The organism is Pedobacter cryoconitis, from assembly GCF_003259615.1.
Lineage (GTDB): Bacteria > Bacteroidota > Bacteroidia > Sphingobacteriales > Sphingobacteriaceae > Pedobacter > Pedobacter cryoconitis.
Genome location: NZ_QLLR01000004.1, coordinates 147730 through 168081 on the forward strand (window position 1 = coordinate 147730; position 20352 = coordinate 168081).

General features: G+C 41.5%; 10 protein-coding genes. 2 read left to right on the plus strand and 8 right to left on the minus strand.

What is annotated here, in order from left to right; genetic code table 11:
* Nucleotides 1–4: 4 nt before the first annotated feature.
* Nucleotides 5–1981: an alpha-ketoacid dehydrogenase subunit alpha/beta gene (locus LY11_RS07110; RefSeq protein WP_111633021.1), complete on the plus strand. Its 1977-nt coding sequence runs from the start codon at nucleotides 5–7 to the stop codon at nucleotides 1979–1981.
* Nucleotides 1982–2038: 57 nt separating this feature from the next.
* Complete coding sequence (locus LY11_RS07115) at nucleotides 2039–2857, plus strand: hypothetical protein (RefSeq protein WP_111633022.1); 819 nt, start codon at nucleotides 2039–2041, stop codon at nucleotides 2855–2857.
* Here the strand turns inward: LY11_RS07115 and LY11_RS07120 are convergent.
* From LY11_RS07120 to sov, 8 genes are all read right to left on the minus strand, one after another.
* Complete coding sequence (locus LY11_RS07120) at nucleotides 2806–3420, minus strand: SprT-like domain-containing protein (protein WP_245952640.1); 615 nt, start codon at nucleotides 3418–3420, stop codon at nucleotides 2806–2808. The genes LY11_RS07115 and LY11_RS07120 overlap by 52 nt on opposite strands.
* Nucleotides 3421–3438: 18 nt before the next feature.
* A complete protein-coding gene (gene feoB, locus LY11_RS07125) occupies nucleotides 3439–5556 on the minus strand; it encodes a ferrous iron transport protein B (protein WP_111633023.1) in 2118 nt (705 codons plus the stop codon).
* 7 nt (nucleotides 5557–5563) lie between these two features.
* Entirely contained in the window at nucleotides 5564–5779 is a 216-nt protein-coding gene (locus LY11_RS07130) for a FeoA family protein (protein WP_041879861.1), read from the minus strand.
* A 389-nt stretch (nucleotides 5780–6168) separates the two neighbouring features.
* On the minus strand, nucleotides 6169–8592 hold the full coding sequence (locus LY11_RS07135; protein WP_170132647.1) for a TonB-dependent receptor: 2424 nt from the start codon (nucleotides 8590–8592) through the stop codon (nucleotides 6169–6171).
* Between the two features lie 447 nt (nucleotides 8593–9039).
* Nucleotides 9040–11871 carry an outer membrane beta-barrel family protein gene (locus tag LY11_RS07140; RefSeq protein ID WP_111633025.1) on the minus strand — a complete coding sequence of 944 codons (2832 nt, stop codon included), beginning with the start codon at nucleotides 11869–11871 and terminating at the stop codon, nucleotides 9040–9042.
* A gap of 274 nt (nucleotides 11872–12145) precedes the next feature.
* Nucleotides 12146–12550, minus strand: a complete 405-nt coding sequence (locus LY11_RS07145) for a VanZ family protein (protein WP_111633026.1) — start codon at nucleotides 12548–12550, stop codon at nucleotides 12146–12148.
* 2 nt (nucleotides 12551–12552) lie between these two features.
* On the minus strand, nucleotides 12553–12933 hold the full coding sequence (gene gcvH, locus LY11_RS07150) for a glycine cleavage system protein GcvH (protein ID WP_111633027.1): 381 nt from the start codon (nucleotides 12931–12933) through the stop codon (nucleotides 12553–12555).
* Between the two features lie 225 nt (nucleotides 12934–13158).
* Entirely contained in the window at nucleotides 13159–20334 is a 7176-nt protein-coding gene (gene sov / locus LY11_RS07155; protein WP_111633028.1) for a T9SS outer membrane translocon Sov/SprA, read from the minus strand.
* Nucleotides 20335–20352: the final 18 nt, after the last annotated feature.

The following is a 20352-nucleotide window of genomic DNA, read 5'->3' on the forward strand; positions in this document are numbered from 1 at the left end:
CTATATGCAATTCGACCGGAAAGAAAAAGACGATGAAACTTTGTTGTCGCTTTATAAGCGTCTGCTTTATCCCAGAATGGTCGAAGAAAAAATGCTGATCCTGCTTAGACAGGGACAAATAGGTAAATGGTTTTCTGGCATAGGTCAGGAAGCCATCGCAGTGGGCGCTGCTTTAGCGATGAATGCGGAAGAATATATCCTGCCGATGCACAGGAACCTGGGTGTCTTTACTTCCAGAGACATTCCGCTGCGTAATTTAATGGCGCAGTGGCAGGGAAAAATGACGGGTTTTACCAAAGGCAGGGACCGGTCTTTTCACTTCGGCACACAGGAATTTAAAATTATTGGGATGATTTCTCACCTTGGCCCGCAACTGGCTTTGGCTGACGGAATTGCCCTGGCCGATCTGATTGCCGGAAAAAAACAGGCTACCCTTGTTTTTACAGGAGAAGGCGCAACCAGTGAGGGTGATTTTCATGAAGCGGTCAACGTGGCTTCAGTATGGAATTTACCAGTCATCTTTCTGGTTGAGAACAATGGTTACGGCCTCTCTACCCCTATCAATGAGCAGTTCAATTGTAATGACATCGTAGACAAGGCTATTGGTTATGGTATTGAAGGCATTCAGATTGATGGAAATAATGTGCTGGAGGTTTTTGATGCGATTACTGAGATTACAAAAAATATCCGTGCCAATCCGCGGCCAGTTTTACTGGAATGCCTCACTTTCAGAATGAGGGGCCATGAAGAAGCTTCGGGTACAAAATATGTTCCGCCTCATTTGTTTGAACAGTGGGCGGAGAAAGATCCGGTTAAGAATTTCGAGCACTATCTTTTTGAACAGCGCATCTTAACGGATGAACTGCTTCAGGAAATTAAAGCAGGTTTTAAAACGGAACTGGATCAGGAAATTGAGCAGGCTTTTAAAGATGCTGACCCTGAGCCTTCTGCGGCCACAGAACTTACGGATATGTATTATCCTTACACACAACAGGTAGTCTCTCCTGCTGAACCTTCTACTGAAATCCGTTACCTGGATGCGATCAGCGATGGTCTGAGAATCGGTATGCAGCAACATCCCAACCTGGTGATTATGGGACAGGATATTGCTGAATACGGGGGAGCTTTTAAAATTACAGCAGGTTTCGTAGAAGAATTCGGTAAGGCCAGGGTCCGCAATACACCGATTTGTGAATCTGCCATTGTTGGTGCCGGGCTTGGTTTATCCATCAATGGTTATAAAGCGGTAGTAGAAATGCAGTTTGCTGATTTCGTAACCTGCGGCTTTAACCAGATCATCAATAACCTGGCGAAAACACATTACCGCTGGGGAGAAAAAGCAGATGTAGTGGTGCGGATGCCTACGGGCGCGGGAACTGGTGCAGGCCCTTTTCACTCTCAGAGTAACGAGGCCTGGTTTACCAAGACTCCGGGTCTTAAAATAGTGTATCCTGCTTTTCCTCACGATGCTAAAGGTTTATTGCTTGCAGCTATTGAAGATCCTAATCCTGTGATTTATTTTGAACATAAGCTTTTATACAGAAGTTTAAGCGGACTGGTTCCTGCTGGTCACTATACCATTGAAATTGGCAAGGCCAACTGGCTGAGAAAAGGACAGCAGTTCACGATCATTACTTATGGTCTGGGTGTCCACTGGTCGCTTTCTTATCTTTATGATCATCCTGAATTATCAGTGAACCTGATTGATTTGTGCAGTTTACAGCCCTGGGACAAGGAAACTGTTGCGGCGGCCGTAAAAGTTACAGGCCGGGTAATTATCCTTCATGAGGATACCTTAAGCAGTGGTTTTGGTGCTGAAATTGCCGCCTGGATTGGGGAACATTGTTTCTCTGCTTTAGATGCGCCTGTTATGCGCTGCGCAAGTCTGGATACTGCTATTCCGATGAGCAAAATGTTAGAGGATCAGTTTCTGGCTAAAAGCCGCCTGCATGAAACTGTTCAGAAATTGATGGCTTACTAAGGCCTTGGCACGATAATGGCCTGCTGATAACAAGACCATTACTTACCGGAGCGCGCTATGAAAACCATTTATCTACTTTGTTTAGGAGTATTACTGTTTACGCTTCCGGGTTGTCAATATTTTAAGTCAACACATCCGCAAGCTGGTTTACCTGAGGAAGGTACCACAAATATGACTGATAAATCCATCTTAAACTATAGTGCTGCAATTGACCGGACGCTGAAAGATTATAAGAAAGAATATAGCCTGATCTATTTATCGGGTGATTTATCTGTGTACGCAGAAAAGTACAGTGCGCATAACGATGGGATGTTATATAGAACTTATACCTCAAACGGGCCGATCAGCAATAATGTAAAAAGTTATTATTTCAAGAATGACAGCCTGATCCTGGTTAAAGAGCGGATTAAGCTTATGAATGAGGAAGGGAGCGTGTTTAAGGACGTGCGGACTTATATGCGGAACAACGTGATCTTTAAAATAGATAGCCGCACAGCAAGCTCCGCTGAGGCTTTACGCACTTTACCATATTTAGCTGTACAGGCCGTGGACAATAAGTTTCCTGAGGAGAATTACGCTTCGGATGTCAAGGGAATCAATGATGCGATTAACGGAACAGATAAGTTTGAAATGGTGTTTGATAATATTTCCACTTATCCCGATGCGCTTTATATCATGCTTAAGAGTAAGAGACAGCCGACTTATAAGTCCAGCATTTTAGTCAAAACTAAAGATGCTTATATCGATAGTTTACTGAATTTCCCTTCGTTATTTAAGGATGATCAATTAAATTTCAAATGGAAAATAGAGGATAATACGTCTATTTATGTACCTGTGGCAGATACAACGACTTCGGCTAAAGGACTAAATAAATAGATATTGCCGTTATCCAGGCATTCACATCTGAACCGTTTCCGGAGCTTCTCTCCTTTTTTAAACCTGCGGCCGTCTTTAATAGTGAATACTGCGTGCTGGGGGAGTTCTTCTAATCTGGAATGATCCAATGTGCCATCATACTTTTTAAGTGCCCTGGACAGGCTTAAGTCGGTACAGCTGGATGCGGAAGGGTTAGTCAAATAAGTACTGATTGCCTTTTGCAGATCTTCAGGAAAAACCTGCTGTTCCAGAAAAGGGGTCATCATCCTTTTGAAGTTGTGTTTCCATTCTCCGCCGTGTGGCTTCACCTTATTTTTATGATCGTTCCAGGTTAACAGGTGTGCAAATTCATGCACTGTAGTTACCAGAAAGGCATAACGGTTCAGGTTATTGTTGACAGAGATCTTATGTCCGAGTTCTTTAAAAGGATGCCTGTAATCACCGAGTTTGGTAGCCCTGCTTTTGGAGATCTTAAATTCACATTGAAAATAGTCGATCCATTTAGCAATTACGGGAGCCGCCTCGGGGGGCATATACTGTGCTAAAACATCAACTTTTTCCACAGCTCTAAGATAAAGAATTTACTTCAAAAACTGATAGGCGATTAAACTGGCTACATAGGCCATAGCGGTCATATATACGGTTTGAATCAGCGGCCATTTCCATGATTTCGTCTCGCGGTAAACAACTGCGACAGTACTCATACATTGCATGGCGAAGGCGTAAAACAGCATCAGAGAAAATCCCGTGGCAAAGGTAAAGATGGGCAGCCCGGTTTCCGGATTGGTCGCTTCTCTCATTTTGTCCCGTATCGTACCTGTGTTTTCTTCTCCGTTGTCAACGCTGTAAATCGTAGCCATGGTTCCTACAAAGGCTTCACGGGCGGCAAATGAGGTAATCAGTGCAATACCAATCTTCCAGTCAAAGCCTAAAGGTTTGATAACCGGCTCAATACTTCTGCCCAGAATTCCTGCGTAGGAATTTTCCAGCTTTTCAGCAGATTTATCTCTTTCCAGTGTACTGATCTGCACACTGTCTTTTTGCATTTCAATTTTAGCGTATTTCGTTTCTATCTGCTCGAATTTCTCTGACGGGCCGTAAGTTGCCATCACCCATAAAACTATGGATATGGCAATAATCACCTTACCTGCTTCAAATACGAAGGTTTTAGATTTCTCATACATGGTGAACAGTACGTTACTCCATCTTGGCATCCTGTAAACAGGCAGCTCCATAATAAAGTAAGACTTTTCTGTGGCCTTAATCATGAATTTCATCACGAAGGCTACGGTCACCGCAGCAATGATGCTGATCAGGTACATGCCCATCAGGGCTAATGCCTGCATGCTGATAAAGCCGAATAGTTTGGTATCCGGAATAATCAGGGAAATCAATAGGGTATAAACCGGAAGTCTTGCGGAGCAGCTGACCAATGGGGAAACCATGATAGTAATGATCCTGTCTTTCCAGTTTTCAATGTTCCGGGCGCTCATAATAGAAGGAACGGCACAGGCGAAACTACCGATCATCGGTACGACTGATTTTCCGCTCATTCCGAATTTACGCATGATCTTATCCATCATAAAGGTCACCCTGGCCATATACCCGGTATCCTCTAAAATGGAGATCAGTGCAAAGAGGATAGCAATCTGAGGGATAAACACAATAATCCCACCTAGTCCGGCAACCACACCGTCTAAGAGAAGGTTGGTTAACATGCCGTCGGGAAGGTATTGGTGCCCTTTTTTCGCAATCCAGCCAAATGCACCTTCGATCAGGCTCATCGGGTATTCAGACCACGAGAAAATTGCGTTAAAGATAAAGAACAGGATAAACAGGAAGATAAAGAATCCCCAGAAGCGGTTGGTTAAAACCGAATCGATCTTATCGCTGAATGCAAATTTCTTTAATGCGCCGGTGTCTTCGATCACGCCGGTTAATACGGTACTTAAATATCTGTAACGGGCAATAGTTTCTGCTGCCTGTAGTTTGGAGGATTCGAATTGGTGTGCCTTTTTAATCTGCTCAAAATTTGCGTGTTGCTGAGCGGTATAAATTTCAAGGTGCTCATGCTGATGCAGAATTTGCAGGGCGAAGTAGTCATTATCGGTCGCAAGAATGGCTTTAGCTTCATCAATGGCTGCCGCAGCGAATACATTAACGTCTGTTCCGTTTACTTGTGTCGGGATAGTGGTGGTATTGGCAATAGCTTGTTTTAATGCGTCAAGGCCAGTTTTACTTCTGGCAGAGATGGCAACAACCTGGATGCCGAGGCGTTTGGAGAGTTCATCAATATTGATATTGATTCCTTCTTTATTGGCCATATCTGTCATATTCAATGCGAGTACAACTGGAATACGTAAGTCTGCTACTTGTGAGTAGAGGAGCAGGTTCCTGCGCAGGTTAGTGGCATCGGCAACTAAGACAATAAGGTCTGGGTGGCTTGAGTTTTTTTTGTCTGCAAGTACCTGGAATACTATACTTTCGTCCCTGCTTTTTGGGTATAAGCTGTAGGTTCCTGGTAAATCGACTATTTCGGCCTGTTGTTTGGCGGAGAGTTTGCAGAAACCAGTTTTCTTATCAACGGTAATACCGGGGAAGTTACCTATCTTCTGGTTTAACCCGGTGAGTAAGTTAAATAGTGTTGATTTTCCTGTATTGGGATTACCAACTAACGCAATTTTCAGTGTAGTAGCCAAGATTGATCTAAGAGATTATAATAACAGAAGCTTCGTTTTTACGTAAACATAATTGGTATCCGGCAACACGTATTGCCATTGGATCACCTAGTGGTGCAAAACGCTCAACCTCCACAACTTCTCCAGGCAAACAGCCCATTTCCATTAATTTTACTGACATTTCTAAATCTGTAAAGGCTACGATAGTGCCACGTTCTCCTGGATTTAACTGCGAAAGGTTCATATCTTTAATTAGGCCGCAATGTAGCCTTTATCAATAATAAATCCAAATAAAGCCCCCGTTGTGACACCATTAATACATAAAAACAAAGGAAACTTATGTTCGGGCGACATTGCCTTCGCCGAAGAGGCTCGGAACGCATGCCCTTTACATTAAGTTTCCTTTGTTTTTATCCAATCCACGCTGGAGAGGTGTTATAGACGAGAAGCTTTAAAATAGTTATTTGTAGATGCCTGAGGATTGTTATTGGTTAGCACTTTAAGAATTGTTACTGGTTGGCGCGCTAAGGATTGTTATTGGTTAACGCCTTAGAGATATAATTTGTGAGTAACCTTAAGTGCCTGTTTAAGACACCTAAGGCTTATTATTTTATTGTATTGATTCAATAAGTATTAGAAGTTGTATTTAACACTGATTCTTCCATTTCTAGGTACTTCATAGATGTAAGTATAATAAGAAACTGAGGTTGCTGTTTCTTTTGCTACTTTAGTATAAGAACCTTGGGTAAACAGTTTTTTGTCCAATAAGTTACTTACTAAACCTGTGATCGAGAATTTACCCTTTACGTAGGATATACCTGCGTCGAAACGGATATAATCTGCAAATGGTGTTTGAGTAGTTCCTGATCCTGCGTAACGGTTTAATAGCATTTGGTAACCGCCGGAGAATCCAATTCCGTTAAATATGGAGTTTGCATTTCTGTAACGGTACGATAACCATCCGTTAGTGATGTGTTTAGCTGTATTGGCAAGGTAAGTTCCGGTAGCATTTTTTGCCGGATCTTTGTTCTCATCTCTGGTTACTTTTGGATCTGTGTAAGCATAGTTCAGGGTTAAGTTTAAGCCTTCTGCAACTTCACCTACCAAGTCAAATTCGATACCTTTAGATTGAACTTCACCTAATTGTACCATGAAGTTATTTGGATCTCCAAGAGGGTATGCAGGGTCAGGAGTTAACACATTTTTCTTTGTAATTTTATACATAGAGAATGTAGAATTCCATTTTCCGCCGAACCAGTCTTTCTTCAATCCGAATTCAATGTTATTACCAGTTACGGGTTTAAAAACGTCTCCGGTTGCTGATCTCGAAGCTTGTGATTGTGGAATAAAGCTCTGGTCGTATAAGGTATAAGCAGAGAAATCTTTGGTGATAGAATAACTTAAGCCTACTCTTGGGGTAACTGCATTATCTGACATTTGTGTCGCATTGGTTTTACCAACAGTTTCTGCATGGGTAAAACGACCTGCCAAGGTTAAACGTAGTTTCTCATCCAGAAAACGTAATTCGTCTTGTAAGTATACTCCTGTATAAGTAGAGTTGGTTGCATAAGTATTTGCGCCTGATCTTACCTGGATGCTTCTTGACCTGTCAAATACAGGGATGTTAGCAGCTGGTATGCCATACACAGGATTGTAAATATTAAATGTGGCACTATTAGCCAGTAGAAGATCTGGTTGTGACGTACTTGAAAAGTCACCCCAGGTTTTTAGGTTACCCATATCCAGGCCTCCTAAAACTCTGTGTACAATCTGTCCTGTTTTGAACTGGCCTTGCAAACTCAATTGTATATTTTTATTGATAGCCAATTCTTCACTGATATTCAGTCCTCTTTTCATGTCACCATTAGCGGCAATCATAGAAGGCCATATCGAATTTCCCACCAGGGAATAGTTCAAATAGGCAGCTTGTGCATTAAATGTCCAGTCCTTATTGAATTTATGGTTGAGATAAAGGGTAAGATTATGGTCATTCAGCTTATTTGGGTCTAATGAAGGATCGCCAACAAAGAAGCTGGGATCAGTATCACCAAATCCTTTCGGAGAGAATCCGTAGTTACCTAATGCTAATGCTTCTACGTGCTGGTGTGTATATTCAGCAGTAACTTTAGTATTGCTGTCAATCTGATAGCTGATTACCGGTGCAATTACATACTTATCATTGTAATTGAACTTATTGAAACTGCCTTTAGTCTGCGCAGCTACGTTTAAACGAAATAACAATTTACCATCAGCAGAAAGCTTGGTATCCAGATCTACCGCAGCACGTGCAAGATTATATCCACCAGCACTCAGACTAACAGAACTTTGATTCGTGCCCGTAGGTTTTTTAGTAACGATATTGTAAAGACCACCCGGTTCACCGTTCGCCATCATAAAGCCAGCAGGCCCTTTTACGAATTCGATCCGGTCAATTGTAGCAGCATCATCTGCAAGCGGGCCCCATGGAGTTTTTAAATTCATCCCGTTACGGAATCCTGGAATAGAGAAACCACGCATGTAAATGTTTGCGTATTGCGCATCCCAGTGCCCAACCCTTACCGCGCCACTTACGTTTCTGGTTACACCGTCTACAACATCAAAAGCCATCTGGTCTGCCATCAATTGACTCGTAACCACTTTAATGTTTTGAGGTAATTCTAATAGCTTTGTTTGTAAACGTAAAGAAGAAGATACTTTTTCTACCTTATATTTTTTATTGGTAGAAATCTGTACATCTTTCAGCTGCGACTTATTCTCATTCAGAGAGAAGTCAGCTATTACAGTTTCTTTGGTCACTGTAATTTGTTTTTCTTTAGGATAAAGGCCAATAGCAGAAACAATGATAGTATACTGTCCCGCTGGCACTTTTCTTATGGAGTAAGAACCATTCTCCTCAGTAATTGCACCGAAAGTGGTACCTTTTAACTTTACAGTTACTCCATCAGCAACTGTTCCATCCGAAGTAGTAATTCTACCCTTGATGTTTCCATTATGCTGTGCATATAGGCTTGTACTTAGAAATAAAATAAAAAATAATGAAAGTAATTGTTTTGGCATAATATTATTTAGATTGATTATAATTTCGGCGCAAAGTAAGTGGAAATTTACCATGTATTCAAAATTATTTTAAATCAGTCTAAATAATAGCTTCTTACGCAGAATATTGTCTATTCATTCAATAAATTGTTTTAGCAAAATAATTACCTGCTTAATTATCAAGCATAATCATACAAAGCGATTTATTACTTAGTAAGTCAGCTCAGTATAATCAATACTATCCATGGAGTAACCCTTCAAGCCTATCAAATAGTAACTAACAAGAGTTCTGTCATTAATAATCCTTATTTCTCCAAAAATAAATACAATTCGTGGGGATACCCCATTAAGTTCCCCAACCGGTTGGAATTAAAAAAAAACAAATATACTAATGTGAGGACATGCGTTCCGAGCCCCTTCAGGCGAAGGCAATGTCGGCCGAACATAGTATGTTTGTTTTTTTTAATATTACATATCCCCCCCACTTCTTCTACCATAACCTCTTCCACTACCCCCGCCCATACCCGGCATTGGCACATCATTCTGCATAGTTTTCCCGCCCATTCTGCTTAACGAATAAGTAAACGAGAACATATAATATCTTTTCAGCACATTATACCTTAAATCGGTAATTGTGTTATTGCTGGAAGTTCTTGAAATTCCCTGATTCTGATTCAGCGCATCATTTACAGCAACCTTAAACGTTCCCCTGTTTTTGAAAAACTGCTTACTGATATACCCATTCATGATCGTAAAATTAGTATTGTACTCCTGCCCTCTACCCGTATTCTGGAAATAATCCACATTCACCGCAAGGCGAATATTTCCAGGAAACATATAACTCACATCAATTGCCGGGTTCAGCGTATAATAAGTAGTATTTGCAGCAGGCTGAGCAGAATAAGTAGCACGGTTAACAGATCCCGCTACACTTGCAGTCAGGTCCAGTTTATCCATAGAAGAAACCAACCTGTATTTATTGGTAATCGAAAGATCATTCGTAATGTTCTGCAGAGAATTCGTGAAATTGACCCCTCTTGCATAAGTACCCCCTAAATCTATATTCAAATTCAACTTATTCTCCTTGATAATAGGTAAGCCCAGAGAAGAACCCAAAGTCCCCTGATAAACCCCATTCACATTGACAGGAACAACCGCAAGCTTACCAAAATTAGGATCAGAAGGCGCATCAATCAATCTGCTATCATTTCCAAAAGCATTAAAAGTCTGGCTGATGTTCGCAAAGATAAACAGCGAACGAAACTTTGCGAAGTCGAAATTATTATACAACACAGTCAGGTTATTCGTGAAAGAAGGCTTCAAACCTGGATTACCAATTGGAATACTCTGCGCATTCGTATTGTCAGGAATAGGCTGAATCTGAGTAATTGAAGGCTGCTGCGTATTTCCGCGGTATCTGATCACTAACCTTTTGCTCTTGCTGAATTTATAACGCAATTGCGCCGTAGGCACGATATTATAAAAATTCTGATTGATAATATTACCAGTAGTCAGATTCTCATTTCTCCTGTCCGTATTCTGTACCCCCACTCCTATATTCCAATTTAACTTCTCTGTATTCTTATTCAAACTTGCCCCAACCGCATTAGTCAGCGTCTTATTCTCATAAGTATTCGTGTAAGTCAGATCAGGTATATCATACTGAGAAGTTACCGGGTTAAAGTTATAATTGAAACGCTCACTATTGTTAAAACTATAAGTATTCTGATAATTCACCTCCAGGTTCAGTGTTTTGGAAATCGGCTCCGTATAAACCAATCTTGAAGTATTCGTGATCGAATGTGAATTCTGGTTGTTCAGCTGGTTAATCACTGAATTGCTTACAGAATCACTCTGCGTAGTTACATTGTTAATATCATTATATATTTTGGAGTCATTATCATTGATACTCGTATTGATATTCAAAGATAAAGTTCGTCCCTTTTTAGCGAACTTCTTCCTCAATAAAATATTGTTACCAATTACCGGAGACGTAGAATTGGTATTATAACCCTGCGTACCCACTGTCTGATACTTATCATAAGTATTCACATAATTAGTATGCTGAGCCAATCCCGTTTCTGTATAAGTAACACTAGGCTGTACACGGATTGACATGGTTGAATCAATCTTCGTATCTATTAAAAAGTTAAAACGGTGATTTTTACTATCCGTATTGCTCGTCAGATTCTGATTAAACAGCGTCCTGCTATCCCCTAACAAATTCTCTCTTGAACTGGTCTGCTCATTAAACAAAGAAGTCTTATTGAAAAAATAACTCGCAGTAATCTTAGTCTGGTCCGTATAAACATCAGCAAAGTTAATCCCGAAAGCATTCGTATTCGTGATCCCTTGTGGCGGAGCACCAGATGCCGCACTAAAACGACCACCGCCACCGCCTCCTCCTCCGCCACCACCATTACCCAGGCCGCCACCGCCGCCAAAGTTCTGCTTGTTGACATTGTTGAACTGGCCGATCACAGAGAACTGCTGCTCCTTATTAAACTTATTCACATTCAGGTTCACATCATAACGATCATCCGTACCATAACCAACACTTGAATTTCCGAAATAACCATTCTTCTTATCCTTTTTGGTCGTGATGTTAATAATTTTCTCCCTGTTTCCATCATCCACACCCGTAAACTGGGCCTGATCCGACAGCAAATCAATTACCTGGATCTTATCAATCATATCAGCAGGCAAATTCTTGGTCGCTAATAAAGGATCATTTCCAAAGAAATCTTTACCATCCACACGAACACGCGTAATAGTCTCTCCCTGTGCTTTGATAGAACCATCCTTGGCTACATCAACACCAGGCAACTTCTTCAGTACATCCTCCACAACAGCATTCTCCCTTACCTTATAAGCACCCGCACTATACTCTACCGTATCAGTTTTGACCACTACCGGGGTTACTACCCCTTTAATCACTACTGTATTTAAATTCAGCCCCGTATTCTCCATCGCCAGTGTCCCTAAATTGACAACAGGTGAAGCAGCAGAAACAGTAAACTCTTTATTCACATTATTTAAACCGAGATAAGCTACCGTAAGTCTGTAAGGCCCCGGAGCAAGTCCTTTGAGTACAAAAGAACCATCAGTTTCTGTATTGATCACACCAGCCACACTGGAATCTTTCAGGCTTTTGACTGCTACAGAAGCATAGTCTACAGGAAAACGGTCTTTCGCATTGACGACCTTTCCGCTAACGGAGCCGTTTTTTAATTGAGCATACGAAGAAAAGCTGAAAAGGAGGAATACAATCAGCAGGAGATTTTTAGTAAAAGTCGTCATGGAAAAAGCTTGATATTTTCAATTATATCCTTGTCTGACTCTAAGAAAGGTAAATGGTTTGTTTTTATTTATTAAAAACCGGGTAATATTTTAAATACATCCGTTTATTCAGCTTAAGGGGCTGATAAAATGTTTTAATAACAGGTAGAATACCTAAGAATTCAGCTTGTTTTTCTGCGCCGCAGGAACCGAATAGCTAACTTTCGGGCAATGGCAACCTGGTTTAAAAATACGGCAGCTGCTCAGCAGTCCTATGGCCAACAAAAACAAAATACTAGCTTTCCTTTTCATAGTTAGATTTATTTAATAACACATATGCAAATATTGCCATAAATACACCAATCATATCACTGCCAAGATCCCACCACTCCGCAGAACGGTAAGTGAAAAACTTAAACTGGATCAGCTCAATAAAACCACCTAAAGCAAAGGTGAGCATCAGGATCTTAAAGATAGTTAAGATTCCGAAATTATGTCTGCGCTGACTTTTCGTTTCACCGTAAAACAGTAAAATAGTCAGGACGAAGAAAAAACCCAGATGTACCATCTTATCAAACCCTGTAAAGAAAAAGCCTGATTCACCAACGGAATCAGGCATTTTCATGGTACAAAGAATCAAGATAAACACCGTCCATAAAAGGGCCAGGCGCTGATGTAAGAATACTTTGAATTTATTCATTTTTAAGCACCCACTAAAGCCTGGTATGCAGCAGCATCCAATAATTCAGCTACCTGGGCAGCATCACTTAAAGTTACTTTAACCATCCAGCCTTGTCCATAAGGATCAGAATTCACTAATTCCGGGCTATCGTTTAATGCAGCATTAATTTCTAATACAGTAGCAGTAACCGGCATAAATAAGTCAGATACAGTCTTAACAGCTTCAACGCTACCGAAAACCTCATCCTTACCTACTTCCTCACCTACAGTATTCACATCGATATAAACGATGTCACCTAACTCGCGTTGTGCGAAATCAGTTATACCAATAAAGGCTTCATTACCTTCAACTCTAACCCATTCGTGGTCTTTAGTGTACTTTAGTTCTGATGGAAAATTCATTTTTTATTCGATTTGATTGCTCAAAGGTAATTAATATATACTTTATACAAAACGTTAGAGCTTGTTTAAATTTAGATGATAAAATTGTTTACAGCTTATTTTTAAGCGAAACGAGTCCTATTTATTTCTGGTAGCCTTCCTACCGGAAATGAATAGGACGAAGTTGCAGCTAAAAATAAGCATAAACAAATTATCAGATGAAGTTTAAACATGCTCGTAGTTTCCCTAATTAAGTGTGATCCTCAAACTAAATCCAAAATTGCTGAATGAAGTATTGAACGATTGCGAAGTATACGGCTTGGTAATGTTCGAATCATAGAAAAGCTTAATGTTAAAACGCTGGTTCAATATATAGTCAACGCTTGGTCTGTAGGTAATATTTTTAGCACCCGAAGAAATTTCTGCCGCAGACACATCAGCCCTGTAAATCACAGTCTTGTTATCCCGGATAGAAATGTCCAGCTTGAAGTCCATATTGTTATCCATTTTCATTTGTTTGAACAAGCCAAAAGGGAACCTGAACTTCGTAGTACGATACCCCAAACCAAAGACCATATTGTTCTCCGACAACTGTGCCAGCTGACTATTCGCTAAACTCAGACCCAATAACCGCGTTCTGCCCATCTCAAAATTAGCAGTCAGGTTATTTTTCAAACGGGTATCAATTCCAATCAGTGGTGCAAATTGTTCTGCAATGGTTACCTGTGAATACTGATAGAAAGGAAGGAAATTCTGGTTGTCATCCCTGCTGCTCACGTATCCATCAGTTTCCTGGTAACGGGCCAGTGTATTAAATCCGTTCACACTATATATCGAGCGATAGGAATGTCTTAAATCAATCGACTTGAAGTAATCACCCAAAAAGTCCCACCGTGTTAACCCACCATAATTGATGCGCCAGTTTGGCAGAGGTATCTTAGGGAGAGAGTTCAAACTTACCTTAGAAGCATCCTTGCCAGTGTAGGCAGCCATGAACGCAGAGATCAGCACATCCTGTGAGTTTTTATCATACCCATCAGCAAAGCCGCCCGAGATCCCACGGGAATTCGTATTGATCCCACCTAAACGCTCAGAAATAACTGACCTGTTTGCCATAAACTGATTGAACAGCTTGGAAACTGTACTGCCTGGATTCTCAGAAAAGGCAGTTCCCAAAGAGATAAATGAAATACTATAATCACCAGTTGTAGACGGGCTCAGGTTACGGAAAGCCTGGCTGGTATTGTCATACCTGAAATTACTTGAATAATTCATCGTCCTGTTTTTATTCGCGGTCAGGGTAATCCTGAAATCGCGGAAAGGCTCAATCACACTCGTAATACTTAAGTCCTCTCTCATCGTATTGATATACAATTGAGTCTGCAGCGTATCGTGTGTAAGCCAATTATTTCTCATCGCCATGTCCCGGATGTCACGCTGACTACCGAATACAAATCCCCATCCCGGTGCTCCGGAAAACTTGTCAATTCCAAAGTAATCTGTTGTCGGTGTATAGCCGGGCAGGAATATCCCCTTGGTCTGCGTATAAGCAGCATTGATATTTTTAATACTCGTTAACAACCCAAGCAGAATTCCAGGCCCCCCGTCTGCATTTTTCGCCCGCTTTAAGAAACCGAACTTATTGTATAAACTCGTGAAGTTAAAAGTCGGATTGATCTGGATAGTCCTTGCATTCTGAATCGTATTTCCCAGGTTGATCAGCGGATCTCTCAAAGTAGAAAGCGGTTCCGTGTTCCAGGTGAAATTCGTACCATATCTTGTCGCCACATTAATCCAGTCCAGCCCCGGGATCTTATTGATCGGCAGCGCATAGGTAATATTCATGTTGTGGCTATAGTCTGTAGTACGTCCCAACCTAAGCAAATTCTGCCAGACCGTATCGCGTTTCAGCCCATTGATTCTACCCTCCGGCTCATCAATGATGGAATAATTTGTCGCATCAAAATCCAGGGTAAGTGATTTGGTCAGGTTCCACGAAATCGCATATACCCGCGTGATCAGGAAGTTTTTATTGAAAGTTGTATTAATAGGTATTGAATTTCCCGGATCATTGTTCCGCAAACTGTTCTCAGAATAATAACGGTTCACATCAACCCTGAAATTGATCGCTGTTGGCATTGGACTGATATTAATATCCTTTAAAATCGTCAGCAAGTTCGACTTGATCAGTTTATCAAATGGTCTGTAGTTCTTTGACTGTCCCGAGTAATTATAAGCAAGGGAACCGAAATAGGTTTTCTGTATAGAACTCTCATTGATAAAATCGTGGTGCAGGATCTTCGTATAAGAGTAGGTTCCGCTAAAGTTTTCTACATCCCAAAGCTTAGGCGCTTTGTTCATATTTGTCCGCTCTTTGTGGACATTGGTAAAGTTAATACTGTTACGTGTGGTATAATCCTGTGAATATTCCAGGATAGTTTTCCGCTCTTCTGCAGACGCTCCTTTTAAGGAAGTCTTCAGCTCTATATCCGGCATCCTCGGATCATACTGAGGCGTACTTACCTGCTTAGAGTAACTGATGTAAGTTGGAATCTTGATCCCCGATTTCTTAGGAAAGAACTTACCCAATTCCATACTCGATGAAATATCAAAAGAGGTATTGTCAGACCTGTTTCTTTCGCTCACTCTTTTGTCCAGTGAACCAAAACCAATAGTAGACTTACTTCCTGAAACATTAACTTCCGCAAAATCAGCCAGCTGCGCATTCATTCTTGCTGCCGCTGCCCATCCGCCACGTTCATCAAATTCAGTTAACCTCAGCTCATTAAACCAGATCTGCCCGCTTTTTTCCAGTCCGTCATCCCCGCCAGGGTTCGAAGCCAGCTTTAATGGATTTTTCACCCCAAGCATGTATACCTTAACCTGGCTCATATCAGGCTGCCCTTTAATAGTTACCGTTTTACCATCTATCACATAAGAGAAAGGTTTGGTAATATCCCAGATTGCCCCATTAGCCATGGTAGCCCGGTTACGTGCCAGTTTAATATCCTGGAACAGCGACAGTTGTATATCTATTTTATTGGCATCCGGCCAGATCGCATATGGATCGCTTGTATTCGGCTGGGTAACCACCAAAGGCTGTGAATACTCATAATAGTTATCCTGGTTATCTGATCCGATCCTGATAAACGCACTCAGGTCGCCATTGTTAACTACGGTATTTCCTAAAGCCTCCAGATGGACAAACATTTCCAACCTTTTGTAAGACCTGAAATCGTTAAGTGCAGTCTTGAAAGTTGCACGGCCATAACCATCACGCAGGTTCCGCACAATAAAAGAAAGAGATTGTTCGTTTAGTCTTGTATTGGTCCTGTAGTTATTGAAATCCAGCTCTCTTTGAATTCCCGGCGGCACAACATAAGGAATAGGGGTACGTTTTCCATTCTCCTCAATATTTACCGTACTCACCTCAATTGTTGAATTATCTGGTGTAACCGTATTGTTTAATCCAGGGTCAGTGATTAACTGTGTCCCGATATTCTGGTCGTTATATTTTCTCCACTCCCCTCTAACGAGTTGAATTTTAGCGAACCTTAAGATCGTTGTGTCCGAAAAGTTGGTCAGGAACATCCTGAAGAAACGGATCGATTTAAAATCCTGGATATTCCCTACTTTCTGCTGATAATCTGCCAAAGGAATACGGATCTGATACCAGGTAACCGGTTGTGTTTGTCCGTTGGCCAATTTCACCTGTGAAGTCACCGCATCGGTTACGTAGTTCTTTCCAACTTCCAGGTCCCCTTTACGCATCGACACTTTGTACTGGAAATACTCATCCGACTGGGTCATGTTGTTATCCCTGTTTACATCTTCCCCATCTGGCAAAGAAGTAGACGCAGAATTGTCAATTCCTAAATCTTCCAGCGATTGCTGAGAGGTCTTTGAGTTTCCATCTGTTCCGTTGTATTTCTCATAACGCTTCAGGATACCTGCATTCTCCTGATCCAGCTGCGGACCCCTGAAATACGCATAGTTATCCGAACTCGGGTCACCCTGCATTTCGCTGGCTGCTGCCGGACTTAACCGGGGAACGATCTGACTCAAAACAGGCGCAAATTTGGTCTTCTCATCGTTATCTCCTAACCCGTCTAAACCTACATCCTGTGCTTTACGTGAAGCTGGATCATTATCAAAAGCCTGCACTACGGGTTGTAACTTAGGCACTCTGCCCCAGTTCGTTTCATCGAACTTGGTCGGATCTCCATCAGGAGGCAGTCCATTCTCCAATGACTTCCTGCCGTCTTTCAGAATATCCTCAGAGATATTACCAATGTTAAAATATAAATCCCCACCTCCGGAATTCGTGTTGTAAATATTTGGGTCCATCACCCACAGTTCTATATATTCAACATTTAAAGCCTGGAAATCATTGGTTTCAATTTTCCTGAACATTCCACCCCAACGTGATTTAGGATTCATTAAATCACCATTATTGTTAAAACCAGTAGGTGTATAATTGTAAGGTCCGCGTTTAGTCGGATAAAAAGCCACATTCAGTGTTGGCAAAGAAACCGCTTGTCCTGTCGGCGTTTCTTTGAAAGGAAAAACTTCCTGCTCAATAATTTCCCTCACGAAGTGATTGGATAACTCGGTTTTGTTGTTCCTTAAGTTTGCAGGAATATTCGAGGCCGTTCTGTTATAAAATGTAGGATCAATATTATAGAAAGCAAGTCTTGCTCTATTGTACCCATAAGCAAGATCATTGGTTAACGCCGCTTCCTGAAAAAGCTGTGGCGTACCAGAAATCTGCCAGGCAACTGCACTTTTTAAATCAATCACCGAACGTGAAGCCTCAAAATCATCCAGGTAACTTGTACCGCCTTTATCCCCTAAACTATTGATGGCACTTGGATGTCCGGGAACCAGCTGGGCAAACTCTCCCGAGAAAGAGAACTTTGAAGGTGCTTTCGTAGAAATGAAAGGCAGCTTATCCACCATTTTAGTCAGGAACCGGGAAGAAGTACTGTAATTCAAATCCATTCCCCAGATGGTATTCGAGATCGGCTCTTCTCCGATATTAACTTTTGGCGTAAGCGGCTTCTCTGAAAGGTTCATGTAAGTTGCCCCTAAATTCAGCTTGTTATTCACTTTATAATCCAGCCTGGTCCCAAACAGCGAACGCTGCTGTAAACCGAATAACTCATTGTTTTCCGTTGTAATCCTGATCGCCTGACCAGAAAGTAACACCCCGGTATTGATGATACTTACTCTTCCACCCTGGTAATCCACTGTAAAATCGACACCTTCCTGCAAAGGAATAGTTCCGGAAAATACTTTCACAGATCCTTCCGGAACGTTGATGGAGTTCAGACTGAATTCTGAAGCCACCTGAGACTGATAGCCCCCTTTAATGATGTACCTGTTTTGTTTGGTAAAAAGTTGCTGCGCCACTACTTTCGTAGAGTCATACAAAGCAGTATAAGTATATTTATCAATCAGGTTCTGCTCTCCGGGGTTAAACTGTATTGCCAGATCTCTACCGAAAGGCTCAACCACCGGGAATATAATACGTCCGTTTAAAGGATCAATCGTAATATAACCTTTACTCATATTCGTAGAAAATGCCCCAAGCCCGTTGTTGCTGCCTGTCCCGCCAGTTCCTGCGGTTCCGCCAATATTACCTATAGGAGGAGGCATGGCAGAGTTAGTCGGGTTTGAAAAAGGTTTATCTTCTGCCAGGAAGTCAAATACCCCATCCGGCTTACGGTCATTCTGCTGATTTAACCTGTCCAGACCGGTTAAGTTAATCCACAGCTTGTTTGTAGTATTGACCCCTTCAGACATGACCGGTCTCTCAATACCACTATCATTATCCAAACGGAAGATGTCCAGTTTAAAATTCTGCTGACTGATCTGATAACCCCCAATAGAATAGATGTTTTTCATCATCAGGTTCCAGGTCGGAAGATTGGTTTTGGTCGTCTCGTTCTTCAGTAATTTTGCGAATAACACTTTTGGCGTATTCGGATCAAAAGGCACATCAGTAGAAAATTCACCCACCTGGTACTCTACCCCATTGTAAGTATAGCGGAAAACTACCGCCAGTACTTCATCTGAATTCAAAGCATTGTTTAACGAGATATACCCCAATTGAGAATGGAAAGTATATTCCCGGTCTGCAAGCTTACGCGCATAAGTCAGCTTGGCGTAGTTATCTGTTCCTTTGTTGGCCTGGAAGTAAGAAATTACATCATTCGAATTCGTAAACCTTGCACCCGCAGGTAATTTAGTCAACATATCGTTGGATTGTCTTATCCCCTGAAGCGCGAAGCCAGACGGTGCCTGTGAAAAAGCGGGGCCACCAGTGAACATGGCGTTATAAGGCTGATTCTCTCCAAGATCCATCAAACCTAAAATGTCCCTTGAATCTTGTGTATTTCCAGTTTTATTGGTAATCCAGACCTCCACCTTCGTGATATTTACACCCGATAACAAATTAGGTGCATTCGCCATCGCCTTATTGTAATTATCCCTGAAGAATTTGGCCAGGAAATAATGTTTGTTGGCTTCATAACTATCACCGGTTATCCGGAAATCATTGTGCTGCGCCCCATTACTGATCTGCAATTCTCTGGACTGTGATTTCTGCTGGGTAAACACAGTAGTCACATTCAGTTTCCCGAATTGCAATTGGGTCTTAATCCCGAACAGTGCCTGTGTACCCGTAATCAGCGAAGTGCTTAAGGGTAAACTTACGTTACCCGCTTCAATTTTCTTGATGATGTCATCTTCCCCGCCCGTATAATCCAGCTTGATCTGATTCTCAAAATCAAACTGCGCTTCGGTATTGTAGTTCATGTTCAGTTTCAATTTCGTTCCGATATTACCAACCAGGTCCATCTGAATCCGCTGGTTGAAATCGAAATTGCTCTGTACCCTTTGCTGTTCATTGAACAGCGGGTTTTCGTTCTTGTTTATCCGTCCTAAAAAGGTAAGCTCTGCTTCGCCCCGTGGCTGGATACTAATTTGATTGCCGCCAAATATCTTTTCAAATGCCGGGTTGTTGACTGTCAGGCTCGGAATAACACCTGTTCTTCTGATTTCATCTGCTTCTGCATTGGAAATCGTGCGCCAGTTATCTCTTTTCATTTCAGAATTGACCAGGCGCTGGTATTCCTCTATAGTCAGGAATTGAGGAGGACCAAAAAACCTCCCCCCTATTCTTTCCCTGATGATATAACGTTTATTGGCCGCATCAAACTCTACCTCTCTTTTGATATTATCTGGTTGCGGCGTAAATGAATTAAATGGCTGACGGATACCCAGACGTTGTTTTTCTTTCAGCCCAAAGTTGTTTCTGGTGGTATCCTGATAACGGTCCTCCTGATTTATCTGCGAGAAAGCTTGTTGTCCCCAAAGGGAAAAAATCAATAAAATGATTAAAGTAAAAGTGTTTCTCAAAGGCTCGAAATTTATTGT

Excerpts from the sequence above, each read along its gene's own strand:
- gcvH (WP_111633027.1), bottom strand. The coding sequence starts at position 12,933 with ATGAATTTTCCATCAGAACTAAAGTACACTAAAGACCACGAATGGGTT.
- LY11_RS07140 (WP_111633025.1), bottom strand. The coding sequence starts at position 11,871 with ATGACGACTTTTACTAAAAATCTCCTGCTGATTGTATTCCTCCTTTTC.
- LY11_RS07135 (WP_170132647.1), bottom strand. The coding sequence starts at position 8,592 with ATGCCAAAACAATTACTTTCATTATTTTTTATTTTATTTCTAAGTACA.
- LY11_RS07110 (WP_111633021.1), top strand. The coding sequence starts at position 5 with ATGCAATTCGACCGGAAAGAAAAAGACGATGAAACTTTGTTGTCGCTT.
- LY11_RS07115 (WP_111633022.1), top strand. The coding sequence starts at position 2,039 with ATGAAAACCATTTATCTACTTTGTTTAGGAGTATTACTGTTTACGCTT.
- LY11_RS07130 (WP_041879861.1), bottom strand. The coding sequence starts at position 5,779 with ATGAACCTTTCGCAGTTAAATCCAGGAGAACGTGGCACTATCGTAGCC.
- LY11_RS07145 (WP_111633026.1), bottom strand. The coding sequence starts at position 12,550 with ATGAATAAATTCAAAGTATTCTTACATCAGCGCCTGGCCCTTTTATGG.